The sequence below is a fragment of the Acidobacteriota bacterium genome (genome assembly GCA_016195325.1).
GTDB lineage: Bacteria > Acidobacteriota > Polarisedimenticolia > JACPZX01 > JACPZX01 > JACPZX01.
This window is the reverse complement of record JACPZX010000029.1, coordinates 23,758-47,069: the sequence shown is the minus strand read 5'-3', so window position 1 is coordinate 47,069 and position 23,312 is coordinate 23,758. Positions and strand designations below refer to the sequence as shown.

13 protein-coding genes are annotated in these 23,312 nt (G+C 70.1%); 6 read left to right on the top strand and 7 right to left on the bottom strand.

Annotation, left to right across the window (positions count from 1 at the left end):
* The 4 genes from HY049_06905 (at window position 1) to HY049_06890 (ending at window position 7,130) form a co-directional block, all read left to right on the top strand.
* A complete protein-coding gene (locus tag HY049_06905; protein ID MBI3448626.1) occupies window positions 1–3,087 on the top strand; it encodes a hypothetical protein in 3,087 nt (1,028 codons plus the stop codon).
* 44 nt (window positions 3,088–3,131) lie between these two features.
* Window positions 3,132–3,782: a response regulator transcription factor gene (locus tag HY049_06900; GenBank protein ID MBI3448625.1), complete on the top strand. Its 651-nt coding sequence runs from the start codon at window positions 3,132–3,134 to the stop codon at window positions 3,780–3,782.
* Between the two features lie 256 nt (window positions 3,783–4,038).
* Complete coding sequence (locus tag HY049_06895; protein MBI3448624.1) at window positions 4,039–6,204, top strand: FecR domain-containing protein; 2,166 nt, start codon at window positions 4,039–4,041, stop codon at window positions 6,202–6,204.
* 14 nt (window positions 6,205–6,218) lie between these two features.
* Window positions 6,219–7,130: a protein DA1 gene (locus tag HY049_06890; GenBank protein ID MBI3448623.1), complete on the top strand. Its 912-nt coding sequence runs from the start codon at window positions 6,219–6,221 to the stop codon at window positions 7,128–7,130.
* A gap of 27 nt (window positions 7,131–7,157) precedes the next feature.
* Here HY049_06890 and HY049_06885 read toward each other — a convergent pair whose 3' ends face one another.
* Window positions 7,158–7,616, bottom strand: a complete 459-nt coding sequence (locus tag HY049_06885; protein ID MBI3448622.1) for a hypothetical protein — start codon at window positions 7,614–7,616, stop codon at window positions 7,158–7,160.
* A gap of 228 nt (window positions 7,617–7,844) precedes the next feature.
* On the opposite strand from HY049_06885, the gene HY049_06880 reads away from it, so the two are divergent.
* On the top strand, window positions 7,845–10,958 hold the full coding sequence (locus HY049_06880; protein ID MBI3448621.1) for a PAS domain S-box protein: 3,114 nt from the start codon (window positions 7,845–7,847) through the stop codon (window positions 10,956–10,958).
* Between the two features lie 33 nt (window positions 10,959–10,991).
* Here the strand turns inward: HY049_06880 and HY049_06875 are convergent, their stop codons facing one another.
* From HY049_06875 to HY049_06860, 4 genes are all read right to left on the bottom strand, one after another.
* Window positions 10,992–14,120 (bottom strand): error-prone DNA polymerase, encoded by a 3,129-nt coding sequence (locus tag HY049_06875; protein MBI3448620.1) that lies wholly within the window; start codon window positions 14,118–14,120, stop codon window positions 10,992–10,994.
* 3 nt (window positions 14,121–14,123) lie between these two features.
* Window positions 14,124–15,797: a DNA polymerase Y family protein gene (locus tag HY049_06870; protein ID MBI3448619.1), complete on the bottom strand. Its 1,674-nt coding sequence runs from the start codon at window positions 15,795–15,797 to the stop codon at window positions 14,124–14,126.
* A complete protein-coding gene (locus tag HY049_06865; GenBank protein MBI3448618.1) occupies window positions 15,775–16,464 on the bottom strand; it encodes a recombinase A in 690 nt (229 codons plus the stop codon). Before HY049_06865 ends, HY049_06870 begins: the two co-directional genes overlap by 23 nt.
* 123 nt (window positions 16,465–16,587) lie before the next feature.
* Window positions 16,588–18,345, bottom strand: coding sequence for an HNH endonuclease (locus tag HY049_06860; GenBank protein ID MBI3448617.1), 1,758 nt, complete (start codon window positions 18,343–18,345; stop codon window positions 16,588–16,590).
* A gap of 305 nt (window positions 18,346–18,650) precedes the next feature.
* On the opposite strand from HY049_06860, the gene HY049_06855 reads away from it, so the two are divergent.
* Window positions 18,651–19,022, top strand: a complete 372-nt coding sequence (locus tag HY049_06855) for a hypothetical protein (protein MBI3448616.1) — start codon at window positions 18,651–18,653, stop codon at window positions 19,020–19,022.
* A 226-nt stretch (window positions 19,023–19,248) separates the two neighbouring features.
* On the opposite strand, the gene HY049_06850 is transcribed toward HY049_06855, so the two are convergent.
* Together HY049_06850 and HY049_06845 are read right to left on the bottom strand one after the other, a co-directional pair.
* The gene (locus HY049_06850) at window positions 19,249–19,614 is read right to left on the bottom strand and encodes an RES family NAD+ phosphorylase (protein MBI3448615.1); all 366 of its coding nucleotides are present in this window, start codon (window positions 19,612–19,614) and stop codon (window positions 19,249–19,251) included.
* Window positions 19,615–19,886: 272 nt separating this feature from the next.
* Complete coding sequence (locus HY049_06845; protein ID MBI3448614.1) at window positions 19,887–23,261, bottom strand: DEAD/DEAH box helicase; 3,375 nt, start codon at window positions 23,259–23,261, stop codon at window positions 19,887–19,889.
* Between the last annotated feature and the right edge of the window lie 51 nt (window positions 23,262–23,312).

The window sequence follows — 23,312 nt, the reverse complement described above, 5'->3', positions numbered from 1 at the left end:
ATGCGCGCACACTCCGCCGGCCGCCCCGCCGCGGCCGGGCTGGCGATCTTTCTCGCGATCGGCGCGGCGCGCGCCGAGCAGCTCCCCTTCACCGTCTACACCACGACGAGCGGCCTCCCTCGCGATGGGATCGCGTGCGCTTACCAGGACTCCCGGGGGTTCATCTGGCTGTGCACCGCCGACGGGCTGTCGCGCTTCGACGGGTACGAGTTCACGACGATCGGTCCCGGGCAGGGGATGCCGTCCCCGGTCGTGAGCGACGTCATCGAGTCGCGGGACGGAACGCTCTGGGTCGCCACCGCCGCGGGGCTCGCGCGCATTGCGCCCCACGGATCCGCGGGGCGCGACTCCCGCGGGGAAGCCGGCTCGTTGAAGATCTTCGTGCCGGAGGGGGAGCCATCGAGGAGAAACCTCCGGACGCTCATCGAGGCCGGCGACGGATCGATCTGGATCGGGACCTGGGACGGTCTCCTGCGCTTCGATCCCCGCACCGGCTCCTTCGAGAGCGTCGAGATCGCCGAGCCGAGCGGGCTCGAGGGGATTCGGCAGATCAACGCCTTCCTGCCGGACGGGGAGGGAGGGATCTGGATCGCGACGCGTTACCTCGGGCTCCTGCACCGCCGCCGCGACGGGGGCCTCGATCGCTTCTTCGTGCCCCCCGCCCCTCCGTACGGGAACCTCCGTGCCCTCGCGCCGGACGGCGAGGGGGGGTTCTGGGCCGGGGGGTACGAGGGGCTCCTCCACGTCGCTCCCGGAGCCGACGGGGGCGTCCGCGTGATCGCGCGGTTGACCGCGACCGACGGGCTCCTGGATAATCAGATCTACGCGCTCGTGCGCACCACCGACGGGAGGATCCTCGCGGGCGGAACGTACGGCGTCTCAGTCCTCACGCGGGGGCCGGGCGCTTCGACGAGAATCTCCGTCTGGGACGCGAGCCGCGGACTGAAGGTTCTCGCCGTGGTCGCCCTCGCGGAGGACCGGAACGGCAACGTCTGGATCGGATCGACGTACGATGGCGCGTGGAAGCTCGCGCGCGACGGGTTGACGACGTACTTCGCGGGGGACGGTCTCCCCGGGCCCCACTGCGTCTCGTTCCTGCGCGATCGCGAGGGGCGCCTTCTCGCCAGCACGCACACGAAGGACCTCCAGACGGTCCTGAACCTTCTGCAAGGACCCCCTTTCCCCGCTGTGAAGATCAACGTCCCCTCGACGAACTCCGGTCGCGGGTGGGGGATCTCGCAACTCACCTTCCAGGATCACCTCGGCGACTGGTGGGTCCCCACCGGGCACGGCCTCCTTCGCTACTCGGGCGTCGCCCGGTGGGAGGATCTCGCGCGGGCGATCCCTTCCGCGATCTACACGACGAAGGACGGGATGCCCTCCGACGAGATCTTCCGCCTCTTCGAGGACTCGCGGGCGGACGTCTGGATCTCGGCGTACTCGGTCATGCGCTGGAGACGATCGAGCGGGAAGATCGAGAGGATTGGCCCCCCGATCCTCCCGGCCGAAGCCGCGAACGCCTTTGCCGAGGACGCCTCCGGCAACGTCTGGCTGGGATACGGCGGCGCGGAGCTTGTCCGGTACCGGGACGGCCGCTCTCAGACCTTCACGGCGAAGGACGGCGTGCCGGCGGGGGCGATCGCGGCGATCTTCCGCGATTCACGGGACCGGCTATGGATCGCGTCGACGGATGAGGGGGTGGCGAGGGTGGACGACCCCGCAGCGGAAAAACCGACGTTCGTCCACTACTCGACGGCGGAGGGGCTGACGAACCGATCGGTGAATGCCGTCGCCGAGGATCGCTTCGGGCGCATCTACCTCGGCACGGGGAAAGGCGTCGATGTCCTCGATCCCGCCACCGGGAAGCTCCGGCACCTCACCCCCGCGGACGGCCTCGCCGGCAGCGAGATCTCCCTCGCCGCGGCGGATCGCGAGGGAGCGGTCTGGTTCAGCTCCACCGGCGGAGTCTCGCGCCTCGTGCCGAGGGCCCCGGAGCCCCGGAGCCCGCCCCCCGTCTGGATCACCGACCTGCGCGTCGGGGGGGTGCGCCGGGCCGCCAGTCTCCTGGGCGAGACTGGGATCGATGGGATCGCCCTCGCCCCCGACCAACGCGAGCTCGAGATCGGCTTCGTCGGTCTCGACTTCGGCGTCGGTGAGCGATTGAGGTACCAGTACCGCCTCGGGGGAGCCGGTGGAGAGTGGAGCGCACCCACCGAGACGCGCGCGGTGAACTTCGCGCGGCTCGCCCCCGGCGCGTACCGCTTCGCCGTCCGGGCGCTCAACAGCGACGCGCAGGGGAGCCCGGTGCCGGCGACGGTGGGCTTCTCGATATCGCCGCCGATCTGGCAGCGCGGATGGTTCCTCCTCCTCGCGGCGGCGGCGGCCGCGGGGCTCGTCACCGCGTTCCATCGCCTTCGCGTCCGCCGCCTCCTCGAGGTCGAGCGCGTGCGGACGCGCATCGCGGCGGACCTTCACGACGACCTCGGGGCGAGCCTCTCGCGGATCGCCATCCAGAGCGAGCTGGTGCGCCGCCCCGGCGTTCTTGGCGCCGCGGAAAGTCAGAGGATTCTCGGCGACATGGGGGATTCCGCGCGCGCGCTCGTCGAGTCGATGAGCGACATCGTCTGGTCGATCGACCCGCGGCGCGACGACCTCGCGAGCGTCGTCGCGCGCCTGAGGCAGTTCAGCCTCGGGCTCCTCGAGCCGCTCGGCGCTTCCTTCGGGATCACCGCCCCGGCGGGAGACCCTCCCCTTCCTCTCGCCCCCGAGACGCGCCGCCACCTCTACCTGATCCTGAAGGAAGCGGTGAACAACGCCGCCAAGCACTCGGGCTGCCGGCGCGTGTCGATCGATCTGCGCGTCGAGGCGGGGCGCCTTCGCGCCGAGGTGCGCGACGACGGGGGCGGCTTCACCCCTCCCGAGCCCTCCGCGCCCGTCGCCGGCCGGGGCGGGCACGGGCTTCAGAACCTTCGCGCTCGGGCGGCGGAGATGGGCGGAGCGCTCCGGATCGCGAGCGCGCCGGGGGAGGGGACCGCGGTCACCCTCGTCTGCGACCTCGCGCCGGCGGGTCGCCACGGGGGAGCATGAACATGCTCTGCCCGTCGCGCCGGGATTGAGGTATCGTCCCCCCCATGACGAAGAGCAAACGGATCGCCGTCGCGATCGTGGAGGACGACGAGTCGCTGCGAACGGGGCTCGCGGCCCTCATCACGGCCACGACCAGCTACGGGCTCGCCGGCACCTTCGGCTCCGTCGAGCAGGCGCTGGCGTCCCTCCCGCGCTATCCCCCCGACGTCCTCCTCCTCGACATCCACCTTCCTGGGATGCTCGGGTCGCAGGGGGTGAGGCTCCTGAGGGAAAGGCTTCCAGGCATGCAGGTCCTCATGCTGACGGTCTTCGCCGAGGAGGACAAGATCTTCGAGTCGATCTGCAACGGCGCCTGCGGCTACCTGCTGAAGAACACGGCCCCCTCCCGGCTCGTCGAGGCGATCCGCGAGGCGCACGAAGGGGGGTCACCGATGTCCCCCGAGATCGCGCGGAAGGTCGTGACCCTCTTCCAGCGGACCCACACCCCCGCGCGCGACGACGAGCGGCTGACCCCGCACGAGACGCGCCTCCTGAAGCTGCTCAGCGAAGGGCACAGCTACCAGTCCGCCGGCGAGCAGCTCGGCGTCACGGTGAACACCATCCGCAACTACATCCGGAGCATCTACGGGAAGCTCCACGTCCACTCGAAGTCCGAGGCGGTGACGAAGGCCCTGAGGGCGCGCCTCATCTCCTGACGCCCGCGAGCCCGCTCCGCCCGGGGTCGCGACAGACCCGGACAAGGCCGACATTCGATCCCCGCTCCTGCCCGCGCGTGGTCTAGAATCCCGCCAGGGTTCCGGCCCGTGTCGGATTCCACGCGGTTGCCGCCCGCGGCGCCCGCGCCATATTGATGTCGCCGCTCCCGTCCCCGCAGAAACCAGGCACCACGGACTTCCACCCGTCACGGGTCGGCGCCATCGCCAAGGCGCCGGAGCCTCATGGAGGATCAGGATGAAGCGCACTCTGCTGGCGTTGATGTTCCTCTCCGCGCTGTCGCCGGCGCCCCGGCTGCTCGCGGCCCAGGTCCCTCCGGACCCGCATGCGCCTCCGGAGAAGCCCGAAAGAATCGTCCGCGCGAGCTTCGTCGAAGGAGATGCCTCTTACCAGCGCGGCGACGCGGACGACTGGAACGATCTCGGCGCGAACACGCCGCTCATGACCGGGGACTCCGTCTACACGGCGAAGGAAGCCCGAGCGGAGATCAGCCTCGGAAGGGGGAACTTCGCCCGGCTCGCCAACGACACCCAGATCGATCTCGTGAGCCTGACCTCCGACGTGACGCAGATCGGCGTGAGCTCCGGGCACATGTACCTGCAGGTGGGGTCCTCGCCGCAGGGGAGCACGATCGAGATCGACACTCCCAACGCGACCGCCGCCATCACCGCCCCCGGGACCTACAGGGTCACCGTGGATCCCCGGCGCACGAGCTTCGAGGTGGTGAGAGGGGGGCTTTCCGTCGCCCTCAACGGCGAGCAGCTCGACGTCGACGACAACGAGACGCTCGGCCTCGATGACGCCGAGCCCCCGACCTACGAGTACGGCCGCGTGCGCCCCTCGGGCCCGTTCGACGCCTGGGCCGCGGGTCGCGACGAAAGGTTCCAGAAGGCGGAGAGCGCCCATCACGTCCACGCGGACGTCGACGGCTACGAGGATCTCGACGAGCACGGCGCCTGGCGCGCCGATCCGACGTACGGCTCGGTCTGGGTTCCCGCCGGCGTCAGCCCCGACTGGGCGCCGTATCAGTCCGGCCGGTGGGTCTGGCAGGATCCGTACGGGTGGACGTGGGTCTCCTACGAATCGTGGGGATGGGCGCCGTATCACTACGGCCGATGGGTCTCGGTCGGCGGAGGCTGGGCGTGGGTGCCGCCGCCTCCCGCCGGCTTCATCGCCCCGACTCCGGTCGTGATGCCCCAGCCCGTCTACGCCCCCGCGCTCGTCGCCTTCGTCGGCGGATCCCACTGGAGCGTCGGCGTCTCGATCGGAAGCCAGCCCAACATCGGCTGGGTGCCGCTGGCCCCCGCCGAGCCGTACTACTACCCGTGGCAGCCGGCGCCGACGACAAGCGTCCACTACACCAACATCACCGTCGTGAACTCCGTGACCGTCGTGAACCAAAATACCTTCGTCACCGGCCGCGGCGATCGCGTGCACTATCGCCCCGAGCAGGTGCGCGATGTGCCGGTGATGGGGACCTCCCCCACGGGGGTCGCGCCGACCCGGGACAGCCTCGCCTCGTACCCGCCGCGCGAGGGGCGGAAGCAGGTCGCCCCTCCACCCGAGCAGCAGCGCCCGTTCGTGACGCGGCTCGTCCCGCCCCCCAAGCAGACACCCTTCAGGGACAAGGAGCAGACGATCCGGACGACCGGCAAGCCGGTCCGTGAGCCCATCGCCTACGGCGGCGATGTGGGCAAGCCCTACGAGAGGGGAACGAAGGTCCCGGAAGGGGTCAACGCGCGCTCGGCCCTCTCCGCCGAGCGGCCGCAGAAGCTCCAGGCGAGAGGAGAGAACCGGGGACGCGGCCCGCGCCCCATCGAGCACGACATCCAGCCGATGACGCCGCACTCCGAGGGGAAGCCCGAGGGGGCTCCGGCACAGGTGAAGCCGGGGATGCCGGGCCCGCATGAGCCGAGGGGGGGCACGCCATCGACGGCCTCCGCGGGCGGCGAGCCGCCGGCCGCGACGGGTCAGCCGGCCCAGCCGCCCGAGGGTGAGTCCACGAAGGGGCACGGGAGATGGCAGAAGCTCCACAGGACTCCGCCGCCTCAGTCCGGACAGCCTCAGTCGGGCCAGCCCCAGTCCGGTCAGCCTCAGACCAAACCGCCGGCCGAGGGAGGACAGCGCGGTCAGACTGGTCAGGAGGGAACCGGGTCGGCGCAGCCGGCAAAGCCCGCGGGGCCCGCGGGAAGTGCCCCGTCGCATCAGCACCATCCTTCGGGGAACGGACCCTCGCACCACGCCGCTCCTTCCGGGACGGAGCCACCGCAGCAGGCCAGACCGTCCGGGGGCGAGAAGCCGGCGCAGGCCCCGCCCGCCGACGTGAAGCAGAAGGACTCGAAGGAGAAGGACGGGAACGCGAAGAAGCCCGAGGCCGAGAAGAAAAAGAAGAAGAAGGACTGAACGTCACGAAGACGATGCGCTCGCCGATCGCGGTCGCCGCGCTCTGCCTCCTCCTGCTGCTGGCCGCCTCGGCGGGTCCATCGAGGGCCGCCGAGCGGTGCGCGTACTGCGGCGCGCCGATCACCGGCAACTACCTCGAGCAGGACGGGAGGTCCTACCACCGCGCCTGCTGGGAGGAGCACGTCGCCCCGCGCTGCACCATCTGCGGCGGGATCCTCAACGGCACGTTCCTGCGCGACTCCTGGGGGAACGCCTACCACGCGTCGCACCGGTCCGAGGTCCCGGAGTGCGAGTACTGCGGCAGGCTGATCTCCGAGGCGCTCACGCACGGCGGCGTCCGGTACCCCGACGGCCGCAACGTCTGCAACCTCTGCCGGCGGAGCGCCGTGGAGGGGGCCGGCGAGGGGCGCAAGCTCCTCGCCGAGGCGGCCTCGCGCATCGCGGCGCTGTCGATCGCCGTGGACGTCTCCGAGATCCGGCTCCGGCTCATCGACGCGGATCGGATGGCCGAGATCAGCGGCGACAGCTCGCGCTCACGGACCGGCTACACGCGCTACGAGACGATCACCACGGTCGGCGCGCGATCGACGACCGAGACGGTGACGGTCCACGTCCTGGCGGGAATGCCCCGCATCGAGACCCTCGCGACGATGGCCCACGAGCTGACGCACGTGTGGATGCTGAGGTCCGGGCGCCTCGACACCTCTCCGGTGCTTTCGGAGGGGAGCTGCAACTTCGCCGCGCTGACGGCCCTCTCCGCCTATCCCGGCGAGGAGGCGGCGCACGTCGTGACGCGCATGAAAAAATCGAAGGACCCGATCTACGGGGAGGGGCTGCGGCGCGTGGCGCGCTACGTCGATCGGAACGGAGCCGCGGCGTGGCTCGCGCTCGTGCGGACGCGCGACGACTTCCCGCCGGGGTTCTGACTCCCGCCTCCGGGCGGGAAGGCGCCGCTAGTGGACGGTGGTGTCCGCGTCGGTCCTGAGGACCTTGAAGCTGCGGATCCGCGTCGTGACCACGTTGTTCCCGAACTCGATGAAGAGCCCCCGTCCCGCGACGAGGTCGGTCAGGATCGCCCGGGTCCCGAAGGTGCATCCGTTGATCGTCACCGTCGCGGGGGAGACTCCCTTGCGATCGAACCAACCGCCGCTGACGACGTAGCGACCGTCGCCGAGCACCAGGATGGAGTACGCCGAGTTCTTCGTCTGGACGACGAGGCGGTCGCCGGCCTGCAGATCCGCCCGCCGGACCCCCTCGGACATCCGCGCGCGCTCGATCAGCGATTCGAGGGAGGCCCCTCCCGCCGGTGCGGCGGATCCTTCGGTGGCGGGTGAGGCGCCGCCGAGCATCAGGCGGGTCGAGCTCGACTCCGAGATCCCGGTCAGGCTCACCCGGCGCGTGGAACGAGTCATGCCCTAACAATACCGCCATCTCGGGCTCGCAACAACCTGCCCTTTGCGCGCGCCCGGGTGGTAGCATCGCGCCTCCGGGGGCCCTCCCGCGAGAGGGTCGCTCAATCGTATCCTCACCCGCGCGGCCGGTCGACGCAAGCGGTGAGCCGCCAGTGGGCGCCGGCACCGCTCAGTCCGGCAACGCGCGGGCACGGCTCGACTCGCCCGGCGTCGGTCGTCGGAGATCGCATGATCGTTGTCGATTCCGATGGGGAAGGTCACGAATTCCTGCTCGACCTCGTCGAGAACTCCCGCGACCTGATCCACTCCCTCCGCCCCGACGGATCCCTGCGCTACGCGAATCGCGCCTGGCGCGAGGCGCTGGGGTATCGCGTCGAGGAGATTCCGAACCTCACCATCTGGGACGTCCTCCACTCCTCCGCGAAGGACGAGTACCGCGCCTTCCTGGCTCGGGCCGTCGCCGGCGATCCCGAGCCGATCCTCGAGACGGTTTTCGTCGCCAAGGACGGGCGGCGCGTGCGTGTGAACGGCTCGTGCGGCTGCCGGTTCGAGAACGGACGGGCGATCGCGACGCGAGGAACGTTTCGCAGAGCGACGGCGGAAGCGATCTCGGGGACGGCCGTCGAGGAGAATCTCGCCTTCCTTCGCATGTCGCAGCAGGCCGGCCAGTGCGGAAGCTGGGAATGGGAGATCTCGACGAACCGTCTGAAATGGTCGGAGGAGATGTGCCGCATCCACGGCGTCGCGACGGACGATTCTCCCGCGACGCCCGAGGCCGCCGCCCGGTACGTCCATCCGGACGATCGACCCCAGATCCGGGCGCTCTTTCCTCTCGTCGTCGAGAAGCTGATCTTCCCGGAGGCCGAGTACCGCATCGTCCGGCCGAACGGAGAGATGCGCTCCGTCTGGAGGCGCGGGAGCATCGTCTTCGACGATTCGGGGCGCCCGGCTCGCGTCATCGGAACGGTCACCGACATCACCGATCGGAAGCGCATCGAGTCGGAGCTGCGCGAGGCCCGGACCTTCCTCCAGCTCGTGGTCGATGCGTCGCCGAGCATGATCTTCGTGAAGGACCGCGCCGGCAGAGTCGTCTTCGTGAACCAGGAGGCCGGCCGGTTCTATCGGACGGCTCCGGAGTCGATGATCGCGAAGTTCGCGACCGAGGTCCATCGCAACCTGACGGAAGCGTCGAGCCACGCGAGCGACGATGCGGAGGTCGTCCGCACGGGCCGGCGCCTCGTGAGGGACGAGCCGTGCACGGATCCTGACGGGGTCGTTCACTGGTTCCACACCGTCAAGGTTCCTCTCGAGAGACCGGACGGCGCCGTCTGGGTCCTCGGGATCGCGACGGATATCACGGAGAGGAAGAGAGCCGAGGAGGCCCTCCGGGCGAGCGAGGAGTTCCTTCGCCTGACCCAGCAGGCCGGCCAGTGCGGGAGCTGGGAGTGGGAGAGTGCGACGAACCGCGTCAAGTGCTCGGAGGAGACGTGCCGGCTCCACGGGATCGACCCATCGGCGTTCACGGGAGCGCTCGAGGACGCCGTGGGAAGGATCCACCCCGAGGATCGACCGCGCGTCCAGGAGGCGACGCGAAGCTTTCTACAGGGGGGCGCGGGTCAGCCGACTCAGTACCGAATCGTCCTGGATGACGGGTCGGAGCGGGTGCTGTGGGCCCGCGGTGAGGGCGTCTTCGACGGCGCGGGGCGGCTCGTTCGAGCGATCGGGACGGTCACCGACGTGACCGAACAGCGCCGCATGTTGGACTCGCTCCAGACCATGGCTGCGTTCCGGGAGTCCATCATCCGGACCGCGGCGGAAGGGATCTGCGCGTGCTTCCCCATCCCCGACTTCCCGTATGTCGCCTTCTCCGTCTGGAACGATCGGATGACCGAGATCACCGGCTACACGATGGACGAGATCAATCGGCTCGGCTGGTATCAGACGCTCTACCCGGATCCCGAGACGCAGCAGCGAGCGGTGGATCGGATGGGCGCGATGCGCGAAGGAAACGACCTCCGGGCCGAGGAGTGGGAGATCGCGCGCAAGGACGGCGCGCGCCGGGTGGTGGCGATCTCGACCTCCCGCGTCACGCTCGATTGCGGAACTCCGGCGGTCGTGGCGCTGATGCACGACGTCACGGACCGGCGCCGGGCGGAGGAGGAGCGCGTCAAGCTCGAGACGCAGATGCGGCAGGCGCAGAAACTGGAGAGCCTCGGGGTTCTCGCCGGAGGTATCGCGCATGACTTCAACAATCTCCTCACCGCCATGCTCGGCTACTCGAGTCTCGCGCAGGCGGAGCTTCCTTCCGGCTCGCCGGCCCGCCCGATGATCGCCGAGATCGAGAACGCCGCGCGCCGGGCCGCCGATCTGACCGACCAGATGCTCGCCTACTCGGGGCGCGGACAGTTCGTCATCGAGGTCTTCAGGGTCGACGAGCTCGTCCTGGAGATGAGCAAGCTTCTGAAGACCGTCATCTCGAAGAAGGCCGAGTTTGAGCTCGATCTGCGGCCCGTCACCATCCGCGGTGACGCGACGCAGGTGCGGCAGGTCGTCATGAACTTGATCACGAACGCGTCGGACGCGCTCGGCGGCCGTTCCGGTCGCATCAGGGTTCGCACCCGAGGGCGCCAGGTGGAGGCGGCCGAGCTCCGATCGCCATACCTCGACCGGGAATTGCCCGGAGGCCCGTACGCCTGCCTCGAGGTCGAGGACAGCGGGTGCGGCATGGCGCCGGAGACCCTGGGCAGGATCTTCGATCCCTTCTTCACCACGAAGTTCACGGGGAGAGGGCTCGGTCTCGCCGCGGTGCTCGGGATCGTCCGGGGCCTTTCCGGGACCATCCGCGTGACGAGCGCGCTCGATCGCGGAACGACGTTTCAGGTGCACTTCCCGGCGGTTCCGGAGGTCATGGCGGGGCGGCGACCCTCCGGTTCGAGCCAGGCGGCGGTTCAGGGGGACGGCACGATTCTCGTCGTGGACGACGAGGAGAGCGTTCGTTCGTACGTCCAGCGCGTGCTCGAAGGAGCCGGTTACGAGGTGGTTCTCGCGCGCGACGGGCTCGAGGGCCTCGACGCGTTCCTCGAGCGCGCGAACGACATACGCGTCGTCGTGCTCGACCTGACGATGCCCCAGCTCGACGGATGGGAGGTGGCGGCGCGTCTCCGCGGGATTCCGTCATCGGTTCCCATTCTCCTCATGAGCGGGTACACGCGGCCGGAGCCCCCTGCGGATTTGAAGCTGACGGGCATCGCCGGCGTCCTCCAGAAGCCGTTCCTCCCTCAGGACCTGCTCGGACGCGTGGTGCGCCTCGCGCCGCCGAGGAGAGGAGACAGAACCCGCTGAGCGTTCGGGGTACCGCTCGCGCCGCGCCTCCGATCACCGGAAGTCGTGGCTCCGCGCGCTCGCCGGCTTCCCCCGCGCGGAGGGAGCCCAGAGCCTCTCGGCGACGAGATGGACCACCCCCTCCTCCACCTGGAGCTTCCCGGTGACGCCGAGGAACGACGCCGTCTTCGCGAGGAGGGCGAAGGCCTCGAAGACGCGCTTCCAGAGGACGACGTTCACGAAGCCGCTCTCATCCTCCAGCGTCATGAAGGTGACCCCCGACGCGGTCCCCGGGCTCTGCCGGCAGATCACCAGCCCCGCGTAACGGAGCCGCCGGCCGTTCGGCATCGCCGCGACCGACCTCGCGTCGGGAAGCCCCTGCCCCCGCAGCTCGTCCCGGAGCGGTGCGAGGGGATGGCCGCGCGCGCTGTGGTTCGTGCGCTCGTAGTCCCACGTGATCGTCTCGAAGGTCGTCAGGGGGGTGAAGCCGGGGGTCGTCTCGATCTCGGCGGGCAGGGGAGCGGGTGGCGCGCGGCGTGCCCCGCGCGCGCTCCAGAGCGCCCCCCGGCGATCGACCCCCATCCCGTTGAAGGCCCCCGCCTCGGCGAGGGCGGCGAGGGCCCCGCCGTTGAGCCCCGTCCGCCTCGCGAACTCCTCGACGACCCCGGGCGTCCCGACCGCCGCGAACCCCCCGGCCGGGGCGAGCGGGACGACGCCCGCCGCGTCGATCTTCTTCCAATCGGCTTCGCCGAGGCCCTTCACGTAGCGCAGCCCCATCCGCACGGCAAATCCCAGACGCTCCGGCTCGAGCGTGCAGTCCCACAGGCTCCGGAGCACGTCGACGGGGCGGATCGTCACCCCGTGGCGCTTCGCGTCCTCGACGATCGTGGCGGGGGAGTAGAAGCCCATCGGCTGCGCGTTCAAGAGCGCGCACGTGAACTCCGCCGGATAGTGCCGCTTGAGCCACGCGCCGGCGTAGCTGACGAGGGCGAAGCTCGCGGCGTGGCTCTCGGGAAATCCGTACTCGCCGAAGCCGCAGATCTGCTTGAAGACGCGCTCCGCGAACTCGGGGGCGATCCCCTTCGCCTCCATGCGCGTGACGAGGCGCTCGCGGTGCTTCTCGATCCGCCCCGTCTTCCTCCACGCGGCCATGTCGCGGCGGAGCTGGTCGGCCTCCCCGGGGGTGTAGTCGGCGGCGACGACGGCGAGGCGCATGACCTGCTCCTGAAAGAGCGGGACGCCGAGGGTTTTCTCGAGGACCGGTTTCAGACACGCGTGCGGGTACTCGACCGGCTCCTCGCCGTTGCGGCGCCTCAGGTACGGGTGGACCATGCCGCCGGTGATCGGGCCGGGGCGCACGATGCTCACCTCGATGACGAGGTCGTAGTAGTTCTTCGGCCTCAGGCGCGGGAGCATCGACATCTGAGCGCGGCTCTCGATCTGGAAGACGCCGACGGTGTCGGCGCGATCGATCATCGCGTACGTGGCCGCGTCCTCGGCCGGGATCGTCGCCATCGACAGGGAGCGCCCGCGGTGCCGCTCGATCAGGTCGAAGCAGCGGTGGAGGTGCGTCAGGGCGCCGAGGCCGAGGAGGTCGACCTTGAAGAGGCCCAGCGCCTCGACGTCGTCCTTGTCCCACTGGATGACGGTGCGATCGGGCATCGTCGCGTTCTCGATCGGCACGAGCGTCGAGACCGGCTCGTGCCCGAGGAGGAACCCCCCGGGGTGGATCGACAGGTGCCGCGGGAACCCCTGGATCTCCCCGGCGAGGCGCAGGAGGTGCGCGTACGCCGGGGCGTCCGCGTCGAGCCCCGCGCGCGCGAGGACCTCGCCGTTCAGGCGATCGTGATGCGAGACGAGCGAGGCCAGCCGATCGAGCCCCGTCTCGGGGAGGCCGAGGGCCTTCCCCACGTCGCGGATCGCCGAGCGCGCGCGGTAGGTGATGACGTTCGCGACCATGGCGGCGTGCGAGCGGCCGTACTTCGCGTAGACGTGCTGGATCACCTCCTCGCGCCTCTCGTGCTCGATGTCGAGGTCGATGTCGGGGGGCTCGGCGCGCTCCTTCGAGAGGAACCGCTCGAAGAGGAGCCCCATCCTCACCGGATCGACGGCGGTGATCCCCAGGGCATAGCAGACCGCCGAGTTCGCGGCGGAGCCGCGCCCCTGGCAGAGGATCCCCTGCTCGCGGCAGAACCTGACGATCTCCCACATCGTCAGGAAGTAGCCGCCGTAGTCGAGGTCGTCGATGAGGGCGAGCTCTCTCTCGAGCTGATCGATCGCGGGCTGCGGGATGTCTGCGGCCCCCGGGGCGTCGCCCCCGTAGCGCCCGCGCGCCCCCTCGAACGTGAGATGGCGGAGCCACGAGGAGGACGTCGTCCCGCCCGGGATCCGCTCGGCCGGGTAGCGGTAGCGCAGATCCGCGAGCGAGAAGGGACAGCGCGCGGCCACCTCGACGGTGCGCGCGACCGCGGCCGGGTCGTCGGCGAAGAGATCGCCGAAGGCGATCGGCGTCTTCAGGGAGTGCTCGGCGTTCGGCTTCGTCAGCCGCCCGGCCTGGTAGAGGGTGACGTTGTGGCGGATGCAGGTGAGGACGTCCTGGAGGTCGCGCCTCCCGGGGGCGTGGTAGAGGACCTCGCTCGCGGCGACGACGGGGAGACGGAGGCGGGTCGCGCGCTCGCGCAGGCGCGCCTCCTCCCGAACCTCCTCGGCGCGGCGGTGACGTGCGGCGAGGGCGTAGAGGCGATCGCCGAAGGCGTCCCTGAGCTCCGAGGCGACGTGTCCAGGATCCGCCTCGCCGGTGAGGAGGCTCCGCTCGCCTCCCCAGAGCGCGACGAGCCCCCCCGCGCGGGCGCAGACCTCGGCCCACGTGACGGCGCACGATCCCTTGGGCGATCGCAGCCGCCCGGCCGTGAGAAGGCCGCAGAGGTTCGCGTACCCGGGCCGATCCTGCGCGAGCAGGACGATCCGCGATCCGTCGTCGACGGTGACCTCGGCGCCGGTGACGAGGCGCACCCCCGTCTCCTTCGCCTTCACGTGCGCGCGGACGACGCCGTAGACGCCGTCGCGATCGGTGAGGGCGAGGGTGTCGAGGCCGAGCCGCAGGGCCTCGTCGATCAGCTCGTCCGGGTGGCTCGCCCCCTCGAGGAACGACGCGTTGCTCTTGCACCAGAGGGGGACGTACATGGCCTACTCCACCCGCCCGTGGAGGAACCAGCGGCGGCGCCGGCGGTCGTAGAAGATCCAGAGGACCTGGCCGTCCTTCAGCTCGGCGAAGTAGTAGTCGCGCCGGATCTCGGATCGCCACCACGCCCCCGAGAGGAGGTACGGCCCGGAGAGGCGGATGACGGGGCCGGCTTCCGCGCCGCGGACGAGCCAGCCGTCGGGCTCGCGCGCCGATCGCGGCGGCAGCGGAATCGGCTGCGCCTCGAGGCGGCGAATGAGCGATCCCGTGCTTGTGTCCGCGGCCGCTGTCGCGTCCGCTTGGGGGCCCGTGCTTGTTACCGCGGCCGCTGTCGCGTCCGCTTGGGTGCTCGTATCCGCCACCGCCCAGGATCGCGACCCCGCTTCCGTATCCGCTGCCCAGGATCGCGCCGCCGCTTTCGTAACCGCCGTCGCGCCCGCGCCCGCCGCGTCCCAGGCCCCCGAAAGCTTCCGAGGCGGCAGGCGATCGAGGGGCTCCCACGTGAAGCTCGCCTCCGGCAGATGTCCCTCCCGGAGCCGCGCGCGCACCATGGAGCCATCCCCGAAGGCGGCGCGCACGCGGGCGAAGGCGCGGGCCGCGGCGGCCGGGTCGCGGCGCGTCTGCTGCGCGAAGAGATCGAGCTGCTCGCGCGTCGCCCGGGTCTCGCGCGCCGTGACCGCGATCGACGTCACGGCCGACTCCATCCGCGCCGCCTCGAGCCTCAGGCGGGCGAGGCCTAGGATCTGCGGCGCGTCGAGCGTCGGCTCGGCGGGGCGGATCGTCTCGACGACGCCGGCGCCCCGCTCGAGGTCGAGGCGGAGGGAGAGCTCCGAGAGGGCGGCTCCCCGCGCCGCGAGGGAGGCGAGGAGGGGATCGACGATCTGCTTGACGAGGAACATCAGGCTCGCGAGGTCGATCTCGGGCTCGTCGAGATCGAGCCGCGCGGCGAGGGGCTCGTCGGCCGGGCGGGGCTGGATCGGGAGGTCGGGCTCCCCCGAGGCGGCGCGGTGAAGCTCGTGGACCTCGGGGCCGAAGCGCTTGAGGAGCCCCCGGGGCGGGAGCTTCAATAGATCGCCGATCGTCCGCACGCCGAGCCGATCGAGGGCGTCGCGCGCCGCCCCGGGGAGATGGACGCGCGCGAGCGGGACCCGCCTCGCCGCGGCCGCCTCCCCGCCGGGATCGCGGAAGACCGCGATCGTCCCCGCGCCGATCGACTTCGCGACGGCGTAGCTGCCGAGCCGGCTGAAGCCGGCGACGACCTTCGAGAGGAATCCCGCGCCCCGCAGATCGTCCCGGATCTCTCCGGCCCACGCGGCGAGGGAGGGGTAGAGGCGATCGAGCCCCGACGCGTCGAGCCAGAGGACCCCCGGCTCGTCGGCGCGCGGCTCGACGCGCGGTGTGAAGCGGCGCAGACGATCCGCGACGAAGGCGACCCCGCTCTCGATCGCCGCCGCCGGGATCACGCCGGCGCGGAGATCTGCGGCGAGGGCCAGCCCCGCCGCGTAGCGCAGGCCGGGGAGGATGCCGGCGCGGTGCGCGCGCTCGTTCGCCCAGAGGATGACGCCGAGGGAGCGATCCTCGTTCACGACCGCCGCCGGCCGATCGGTCCAGTCGGGGTGCTCGCGCAGGAGGAGCTGCAACGGGAAAGCGGGAAGATCAACGCAGGCCAGCCGGTCCACGGCACACCTCGGCGTGCGACCAGGCGCGCGCCCGACGCTTGTCCTTCACGATGTGAAGCTCGCAGCGGAAGCGCCCCCCCTCACTTCCGCCCCCCTCGGCCCGGCCCTCCTTGATTCGGCTTCGCGACGCCTCCCCCCGGAGCGAGACGAGGGAGCTCAGGGAAGGGGCGCGCGCCGGCTTCTCGGTGAGGAAGAGGATCGCCGTGCCGTGCTTCTGCGCGAGGCCGAGGAGCCGCGACAGCATCGGCGTCGGAACTTCGGCGCTCCCCACGTCGAGGACGACGAGGCCGAAAGCTCCCGAGCGCGCGAGATGATCGGCGGCCCGGCCGATTGCCGGAGCGTCGGGAACGCGCGCCACCGCCAGCGCGTCGAGATCGACCCCTGCCGCCGCGGCGTCGGGAGGGAAGAAGCAGCTCCGGGGGCCCGTGACCCACGCGGCGATCTCCTGCTGCCGCTGCGCGTCGAGGACCGCGCGGAAGGCGAGCGTCAGCGCCGCGCTCCCCCCCCGGCCGCAGATCTCAGAGAGCCTCCCCGCCATCTCCGCGAGGCGCCATTCGGCGCGCGACCCTGCGCGCGACGCCCCCTCGACCGCGGGGAACCGCCGCCACGCCGGCGACGCCTGAGCCAGCAGCCGATCTGCGATCCGAGCGACCTGCTGGCTGGCCACGACGATGTCGCTCCAAGCCGCGCCTCCCCCGGACGGGGGAACACCCCGTCGCCCCGGGAGGGGGGCGCGTATATAAAGATGATAGGCGCAGGAAGCGAAAGCTATACGAAAGTCACGCGCATGTCAAAGACCACCTGCCGCTCCGCCAACCCGGCTCTCGCCGGCGAAGATCAGGAACGGCGCGACGCCGCGCTCGATCCCCATCTCCCATCGCAGCGCGTCCGGGGCCCGCCCCGAGCAGAGCATCTTCGCCTCGTGGATCAGGCCGAGATGATGGCCGACGCACAGGGTCGTCAGGTTCGACGGATCCCGGAGTGCGCCCCCTTCGGATCGAAAGACGACGTGGTGCTCCTGGAGCCGTCCCGACCCGAGCGAGCGGCATCCCGGCGCGGTGCACCGCCAGCCGTCGCGTTCGAGAGTCGGGTTCTCGCGACGCTGCCGCCGCGTCTCGGCGTTGTCCCAGGTCTTCCAGAAGTCGTCGATCGCGAGCAGGAGAACTTCCCATTCCATCAAGTCGTGGCCGGCGGCGGCGCGGCATCGCGCGACCGTCGCCTTCCACATCGTCTTCACGCCGGGCTCGACGCGCATCCGGATCCGGCACATCCGCTGCGGGACCGTCGCCGCCGCGTCCGATTCGAGCGCGCGAAGAAGCGCCTCGGCCGTCACCGGCGTTCCATCGGAGATGACTGACGGCGCAGACGCGTGCAGTCGGGGCGCGCGGCCGGGAACGAGCACCAGTCCATCGGGAAGGGGCCCGCCCGCGAGAAGCTCCCACACCTCGGACCACGTCTCGCGAAGGTGCGACCAGAAGTCGATCTCGTCCTCGAGCCTCCGGAGCGTAATCCCTTCCGCGCGCCGTATCCACGCGGCGGCCGTCGCCGGCGTCGCGACCTTCCCAATGAACAATGTCTGCTTCAAGGTCAGCCGGCCGTCGATGAACGCTTCGCGGAGAGCCGGGAGGCGATTCAGAGATCGGTGCAGAGAGAGAAGGTAGTAGAGCCGGCGAGGGGAGAGGCCGACCCGTTCGGAGGCGTACGCCTCGAGCGAGGCGAACCCCTCGAATCGATGGCTCCGCGCGTCACCGGCGGCGGCGAGGCGCGCCGCAAGAACCGCCTCCTGCCGCTGGCGCTCGGTGACGAGACGGCGGAGCTCGGCGTCGAGAGCGCGGGCGTTTTCGAGACAGATCTTTTCGGCTGATCGCGTGGCCAAGGGTTCAAGCCCCGGGACACCCTCGACGGGATGCGTCGATCCCACCCCTGAAAGATCTGCGCGCGCGGTGACGTCGGCTTCGTCACCCGACCCAGCGATCGCCTCGGCCGATCTGAACTCCGCGAGCACCGCCTCGAGACATTCACCCGCCGGAGCCGCCCATCCGAGGAGTCGCCTCGCGAAAGCAATCGTCTCGCGCCAGAGGCGCGCGATGGGCACGGGCGCTTCAATTTCGATCTGCTCGGCTGAGGCGTCGTTCTCCGAAGCGTCCACGTCGCCGTCGCCACGGTGAGAGACGACGGCCGCGAGAGCGCGGATTCCCATCCTCCGGGCCGCGCCGACCCAGTACGCCTCCGACTCCGGAGTGGCCGCCCGCGTGACGAGCCGGACGTGTCCTGCCGTCAGGCCTCCCGACTCGAACGCCTCGGCGGTGAGCGGGAGACGCGAGATCGCTTCCTCGACGCGCATCAACTCCTGAGCCGTCCGGCTCGAGATGCCAAGCCGCTCGACGACGTAGTCCGCGAGCCTCACGAACCCGAGGAACCGAAAGTGGCGCCCATCCCGCATTCCGATGAGCGCCGATCCGAGGCGGCGGTCGAGGGGAGTGCGACGGCTCGCGGACGAGCCCGCGACGTCGTTGACGGCGATGTTCGCTGCGGGCGCGAAGCTCATCGGGACTCCTGGGACGCTGTCTCCGGACGTGAAGTGGATAGCGAAAGTTAAACGAAAATAGGCGCGGTGTCAAGAGAAAGTTGAGGAGCGATCGAAGATAGTTCGCAGCCTCGTGACGACGCGTCCCGATCGGATGGTCGCGACACTGAGCCGAGCCCCGTTCCCGCGGTTTGCCGCGCGGGCGACGTTTGGTGGGCCTTGCACGAACGATGGAGGCGTTTCGTCACCGCGCGGAGCGCCACTCCCACCCGCACCGGAAATCTGGTAAACGATTTCGGCCGGCGTCGCTTCAGGCGAGTTGGGAAATGGACAAGCTCGAACGGCTCTACGCGCTCCACGCCCTTCTCGAGGGACGCCGCGGAGCGCTCTCTCTTTCGGAGATAGCCCGGCGTCAGGAATGTTCCTCGGCGACGGCCAAGCGCGCGTTCCGCGAGCTGCGGGAGACGTTCAACGCCCCGTTGAACTTTGACGCCGCGCTCGGCGGGTGCCGGTACGAGACTGCGGACGGGGAGCCCCGATTCGGGCTTCCGGGGATCTGGATCGGGGCCGACGCGTTGGCGGCGCTCCTGACGCTGCGCGAGGTGCTGTCGCGACTCGAGCCGGGTCTCCTCGGCGACATCCTCGCCCCGCTCTCGCGGGCCTCGGCGAGCTCCTCGTGCATCGCCGCTTTGGCCTGACGGAAGCGGCGCGGAGAATCCGGGTCCTTTCCCAGCACGCCCTGGCTCCGGAGCCTTCCTTCCCGGCCGCCGCGCTGGCGGTTCTCTCGCGCCTCACTCTCTCCTTCTCCTACACGCGGCGAGCGGACGACGAGATCACCGAGCGCCTCGTCTCTCCGGATCGACTCGCACATCGACAGTCATGGCGCTGCCGCCTCGCCTCGCGCCTGAGGAGGGCTGAGGGCCTTCAGGCGTCGTAGGGCCAATCGTCGATCTCGACGTGGGAAGCCTGGATCTCCTCACACGTCATCGCGAAGCGTTTCACACGGAGATTCCTCGGTGGCTCAGGCGCGCCCGCATCCAGATCAAACAGGACAATGTTGTGACCTGGGCCCATCGCGCTCGGATACACGATGCCGTCGTAGCCGGAAGATCGAACCATGTCTGCCAGAAGCTGCGTTGGTATGTACTCCCTGCGATCCTCGTCTCGCAGCACGGGACGGGCCTTGTCGGCGGCCAAGCGCCGGAAGAATGCCCCGAATTCCAGGCGCCACTCCAGATGGTCCTCAAAGAAAGGACTGTGCAAGGCCGCCGGCTTTCTCAGCAAGTCCACGAGGGCGAGTCATCGCGTGGTTGGTAGATCGAGACAACGTCGCGGAATGGCTCCGCAAGCTCCGCGAGTGCAATCCTGTGCGCCTTGCGCGACCCGCACCACGAACACGGTCCCGCCGTGCCGCGCTCGCGGACAAACGCCCGGAGTCGAGCGTCACGGAAGCACCGCTCGCAGGCGCAATTCCGGGAATTCTTGTCTTCAATCGGCACTCCGTCCCCTGGCGTAACTTTGGCGTCCGAGTTCCCTGTGCCCTTGAACCCCATCCCGCCCCCTCACCCCAGCAGCGCCTCCAGATCCTCCCGCGTCAGATCTCGGATGACGGACCCGTCCGCCCCAAGAAGCGACTCGACGAGTGCGCGCTTTCGCGCCTGGAGCGCCAGGATCTTCTCCTCGATCGTCCCTTCGGCGACGAGGCGGTAGGCGAAGACGGAGCGCGACTGCCCGATCCGGTGGGCGCGGTCGATCGCCTGCGCCTCGACCGCGGGGTTCCACCAGGGATCGAGAAGGTAGACGTACTCGGCGGCGGTCAGGTTGAGGCCGACGCCGCCGGCCTTCAGCGAGAGAAGGAAGACCGGGCACTTCGGGTCCTCCTGAAAGCGGCGCACCGCCGCGTCGCGATCGCGCGGGTTCATCGAGCCGTCGAGGTACGCGCATGGAATGCCCCGCAGAGCGAGACTCCGGAGGACGATGCCGAGGAAGGAGGTGAACTGGGAGAAGACGAGCGCCTTGTGCCCCTCCTCGACGACGTCGTCAAGCTGCGAGAAGAGGAGCGAGAGCTTCGCACTCCCCACCCCCCCTCGCTTCGGATCGATGAGCGCCGGATGGCAGGCGGCCTGACGCAGCCTCAGGAGCGCCTCCAGGATGTGCATCTTCGATTTCGCGAGGCCGTCGCGCTGGACGCGGGCGAGGAGCGAGGCCCGGTAGTGATCCCGGATCTCGTCGTACAATCTCCGCTGCAATCCCTCGAGGGTGCACGTGAGCGTCTGCTCCGTCCTCGCCGGGAGCTCGGGAGCCACCTGGGCCTTCGTCCGGCGGAGAATGACCGGCCTCAGGGCTCGCGCCAGCACGGCGCGCGCCGCCTCGTCGAGATTCCGCCGGCTTCGCGACGCCGCGGCACCGCCGGATGACGCCGTCCCGAGCATCCCCGGATTGAGGAAGTCGAAGAGGTTGAAGAGCTCTCCGACGTGGTTCTCGATCGGGGTTCCGGAGAGGGCGAGCCGATGCTCCGCGCGGAGAAGCCGGACTGCCTTCGCCGCCAGCGTGGCGGAGTTCTTGATCGCCTGGGATTCGTCGAGGATCGCGTAGTCGAATTCGATTTTCCTCAGGACCTCGATGTCGCGGCTCAGCGTGCCGTAGCTCGTGAGGACGAGGTCCGCCGAGCGAAGAGCCGACGTCGAGCGGGAGCGTTCGATTCCCGTGTGATCGAGAAGTCGAACGCCCGGGGTGAAGCGCGCGGCCTCCTGCTGCCAGTTGAGGATCACCGAGCGCGGCGCGACGACAAGGGAGGGCTTCTTCGCCGCGCCGCGCCGACCGGTCCTTCGCGACTCGAGCATGGCGAGAACCTGGATCGTCTTGCCGAGGCCCATGTCGTCCGCCAGGCATCCGCCGAACCCGAACTCTCGAAGGAACGCCAGCCATCCCAGCCCTTCCTTCTGATAGGGCCTGAGACGGCCGCGGAACCCCACCGGGACCGGGGCGGGTCGAACTCCGGCGAAATCGGAGAGCTTTTTTCGGGCGCGGCTGAACGCGGCGTCGCACGTCGTCTCTGGCTCGGCGGCGAGGAGGGCGTCGAGAAGGAGGGCCTGCGTGCGCGAGAAGCGGACGTGGTCTCCATTCGCCTCTCCCATCCCGGCGATCGGGGCGTAGCGGCGGATCCACTCCTCGGGAAGCAGGCCGATGGTGCCGTCGCCGAGCGGGATCATGCGCTCGCCGCGATGAAGCGCAGCGAGGATCGCCGGGAGGGGGACGCAGGCGCCGTCGAAGTCGGCGCCGCCGTGAAGCTCGAACCAGTCGATGCCGGACCTGATGCCTGCGCTGAAGGCGGAGGCGCGACGGTAGAGCTTCCCCTCGGCCTCGACCTTCCACCCTGCTAGGACGAGAGCGGCGACGGCAGCGCCGAGGCGGCCCGGGGCGAGGGAGAAGGTGAGATCCGTTGCGCGCTCGTAGCGCCTGAACCTCTGGAACCCGGTCGCTGCCAGGAACGCCACGGCCGATTCCTCCGCCGCGGGATCGCGGAGGATGAGGCGACGCCCCTTCTCGTCGAAGAGCGCGGCGCGCGGATCGCCGAAAGCGATCGTCTCCTGTTCGTAGCCGAACGAGACGTCGGCGTCCAGCCAGTCATTCCCCCATGTTCGTTGTGGCCGCCGGATCGCGATGAACGGCCGCGGCGGCATGCGAACCTCCGCGAGGCGCAGCTCCGGTGGGAGGCGCATCGGCAGTTCAGGGTTGGCGGCGATGACCTCCGCGATGAAACGTGGGACATCGTCCCGCGGGATCACGATGCGCTTGTCCCGGCGCAGCATCGCGAGAAGCGGGAACGCCCCGGCGGGATCGAGGCGGGCGAGAGTGGCGCCGGTGAAGACGAGGCCGGAGACGAGGACGGCGTCGGGCTGGTCCACGGACATCGTCTCCTCCTTCCGGTGCAGGAGGCCCGTGACGGCGCAGGCTGTCGCAGCGCCCTCCGCGGTGGTCTCTGTCGCGTCGCGGAGCTCGATGCCGAACTTCCACGCTTCCCCTTCGTCGAGGCGCAGCGGCGAGGGCTCGGCCTCGGGTCCTTGCCGGACGAGGCACCGCCCGGTGCCGCACATCTCCCGAAAGAAGAGGAGCGCCGCGTCGGCGGGGACCTTGAAAGGGTTCGGAACCATCGCGTACGGATCATGGCGGCCGAACCCATATGTCTCCGTCCCTCCCTGGAGCATCGCGAGGATGCGGCGATCCAGCGGATCGGGGAGTTTCGGCGTCTCCGAGAAGCGAAGGACGACGCGGCGGGGCTTCGCGGGAGGTCCGCGGCGCGGCACGGCGGGGTGCTGCATCTCGACGATCATTGCGCCGCCGGCGGAACTCACCCGCGTGTCGACGACGTACTGAATCTCGGCGGGCGCGAGAAGGGACGGCTGGATGCGCCGCTGCGCGGCGCGTTCTTCCTGCAGGGCCCGGACCGCCTTCATCCACCCGGGCGGCGCTTCCCGCTTCGGCCTCGCCGGTTTCGGCTGCTTTGGAGTCAACGTCGCCGTGCGGGGCGATGGCTTCGCGTCCCGTGGCGCGCCCGCGCCGCCGTCGAGCGGCTCGTCGTCGAGTTCCAACTCGCCGATCTCCTGGACCCCCTCGCCCATCGAGTCGATCGGCACGAGGCGTTTCAGCTGCTTCTTCGACGCCAGGAGCTCGAGCCGCTCGGCCGCGAGGACCGACGACCAAACGTGCTTGCACGGCGTGACGTTTTCTTGGAAGTAGGGGCAGTCGCACTCGCAGAGAAGCTCGTCGCCGTCGATCTCGAGCACGACGAGGTATCGCCGCGTCCCACGGACGCGCGCCTCGACCATGTCCCCGGCGATGTCCGTGATGTCCGCGCGCCCCTGGCGGTAGTACTCCTCTCCGCGTTGGCGCTGCGTAGCGCTGATGGTTCGGCTCAGATCGCGCGAGATCGACATGGGGGGGAATCTACCGCGACAGGGCCTCGTGGGGAAGGGTCTGATGGACGG

Excerpts from the sequence above, each read along its gene's own strand:
- HY049_06905 (MBI3448626.1), top strand. The coding sequence starts at position 1 with ATGCGCGCACACTCCGCCGGCCGCCCCGCCGCGGCCGGGCTGGCGATC.
- HY049_06880 (MBI3448621.1), top strand. The coding sequence starts at position 7,845 with ATGATCGTTGTCGATTCCGATGGGGAAGGTCACGAATTCCTGCTCGAC.
- HY049_06890 (MBI3448623.1), top strand. The coding sequence starts at position 6,219 with ATGCGCTCGCCGATCGCGGTCGCCGCGCTCTGCCTCCTCCTGCTGCTG.
- HY049_06875 (MBI3448620.1), bottom strand. The coding sequence starts at position 14,120 with ATGTACGTCCCCCTCTGGTGCAAGAGCAACGCGTCGTTCCTCGAGGGG.
- HY049_06845 (MBI3448614.1), bottom strand. The coding sequence starts at position 23,261 with ATGTCGATCTCGCGCGATCTGAGCCGAACCATCAGCGCTACGCAGCGC.
- HY049_06900 (MBI3448625.1), top strand. The coding sequence starts at position 3,132 with ATGACGAAGAGCAAACGGATCGCCGTCGCGATCGTGGAGGACGACGAG.
- HY049_06860 (MBI3448617.1), bottom strand. The coding sequence starts at position 18,345 with ATGAGCTTCGCGCCCGCAGCGAACATCGCCGTCAACGACGTCGCGGGC.
- HY049_06885 (MBI3448622.1), bottom strand. The coding sequence starts at position 7,616 with ATGACTCGTTCCACGCGCCGGGTGAGCCTGACCGGGATCTCGGAGTCG.
- HY049_06855 (MBI3448616.1), top strand. The coding sequence starts at position 18,651 with ATGGACAAGCTCGAACGGCTCTACGCGCTCCACGCCCTTCTCGAGGGA.
- HY049_06895 (MBI3448624.1), top strand. The coding sequence starts at position 4,039 with ATGAAGCGCACTCTGCTGGCGTTGATGTTCCTCTCCGCGCTGTCGCCG.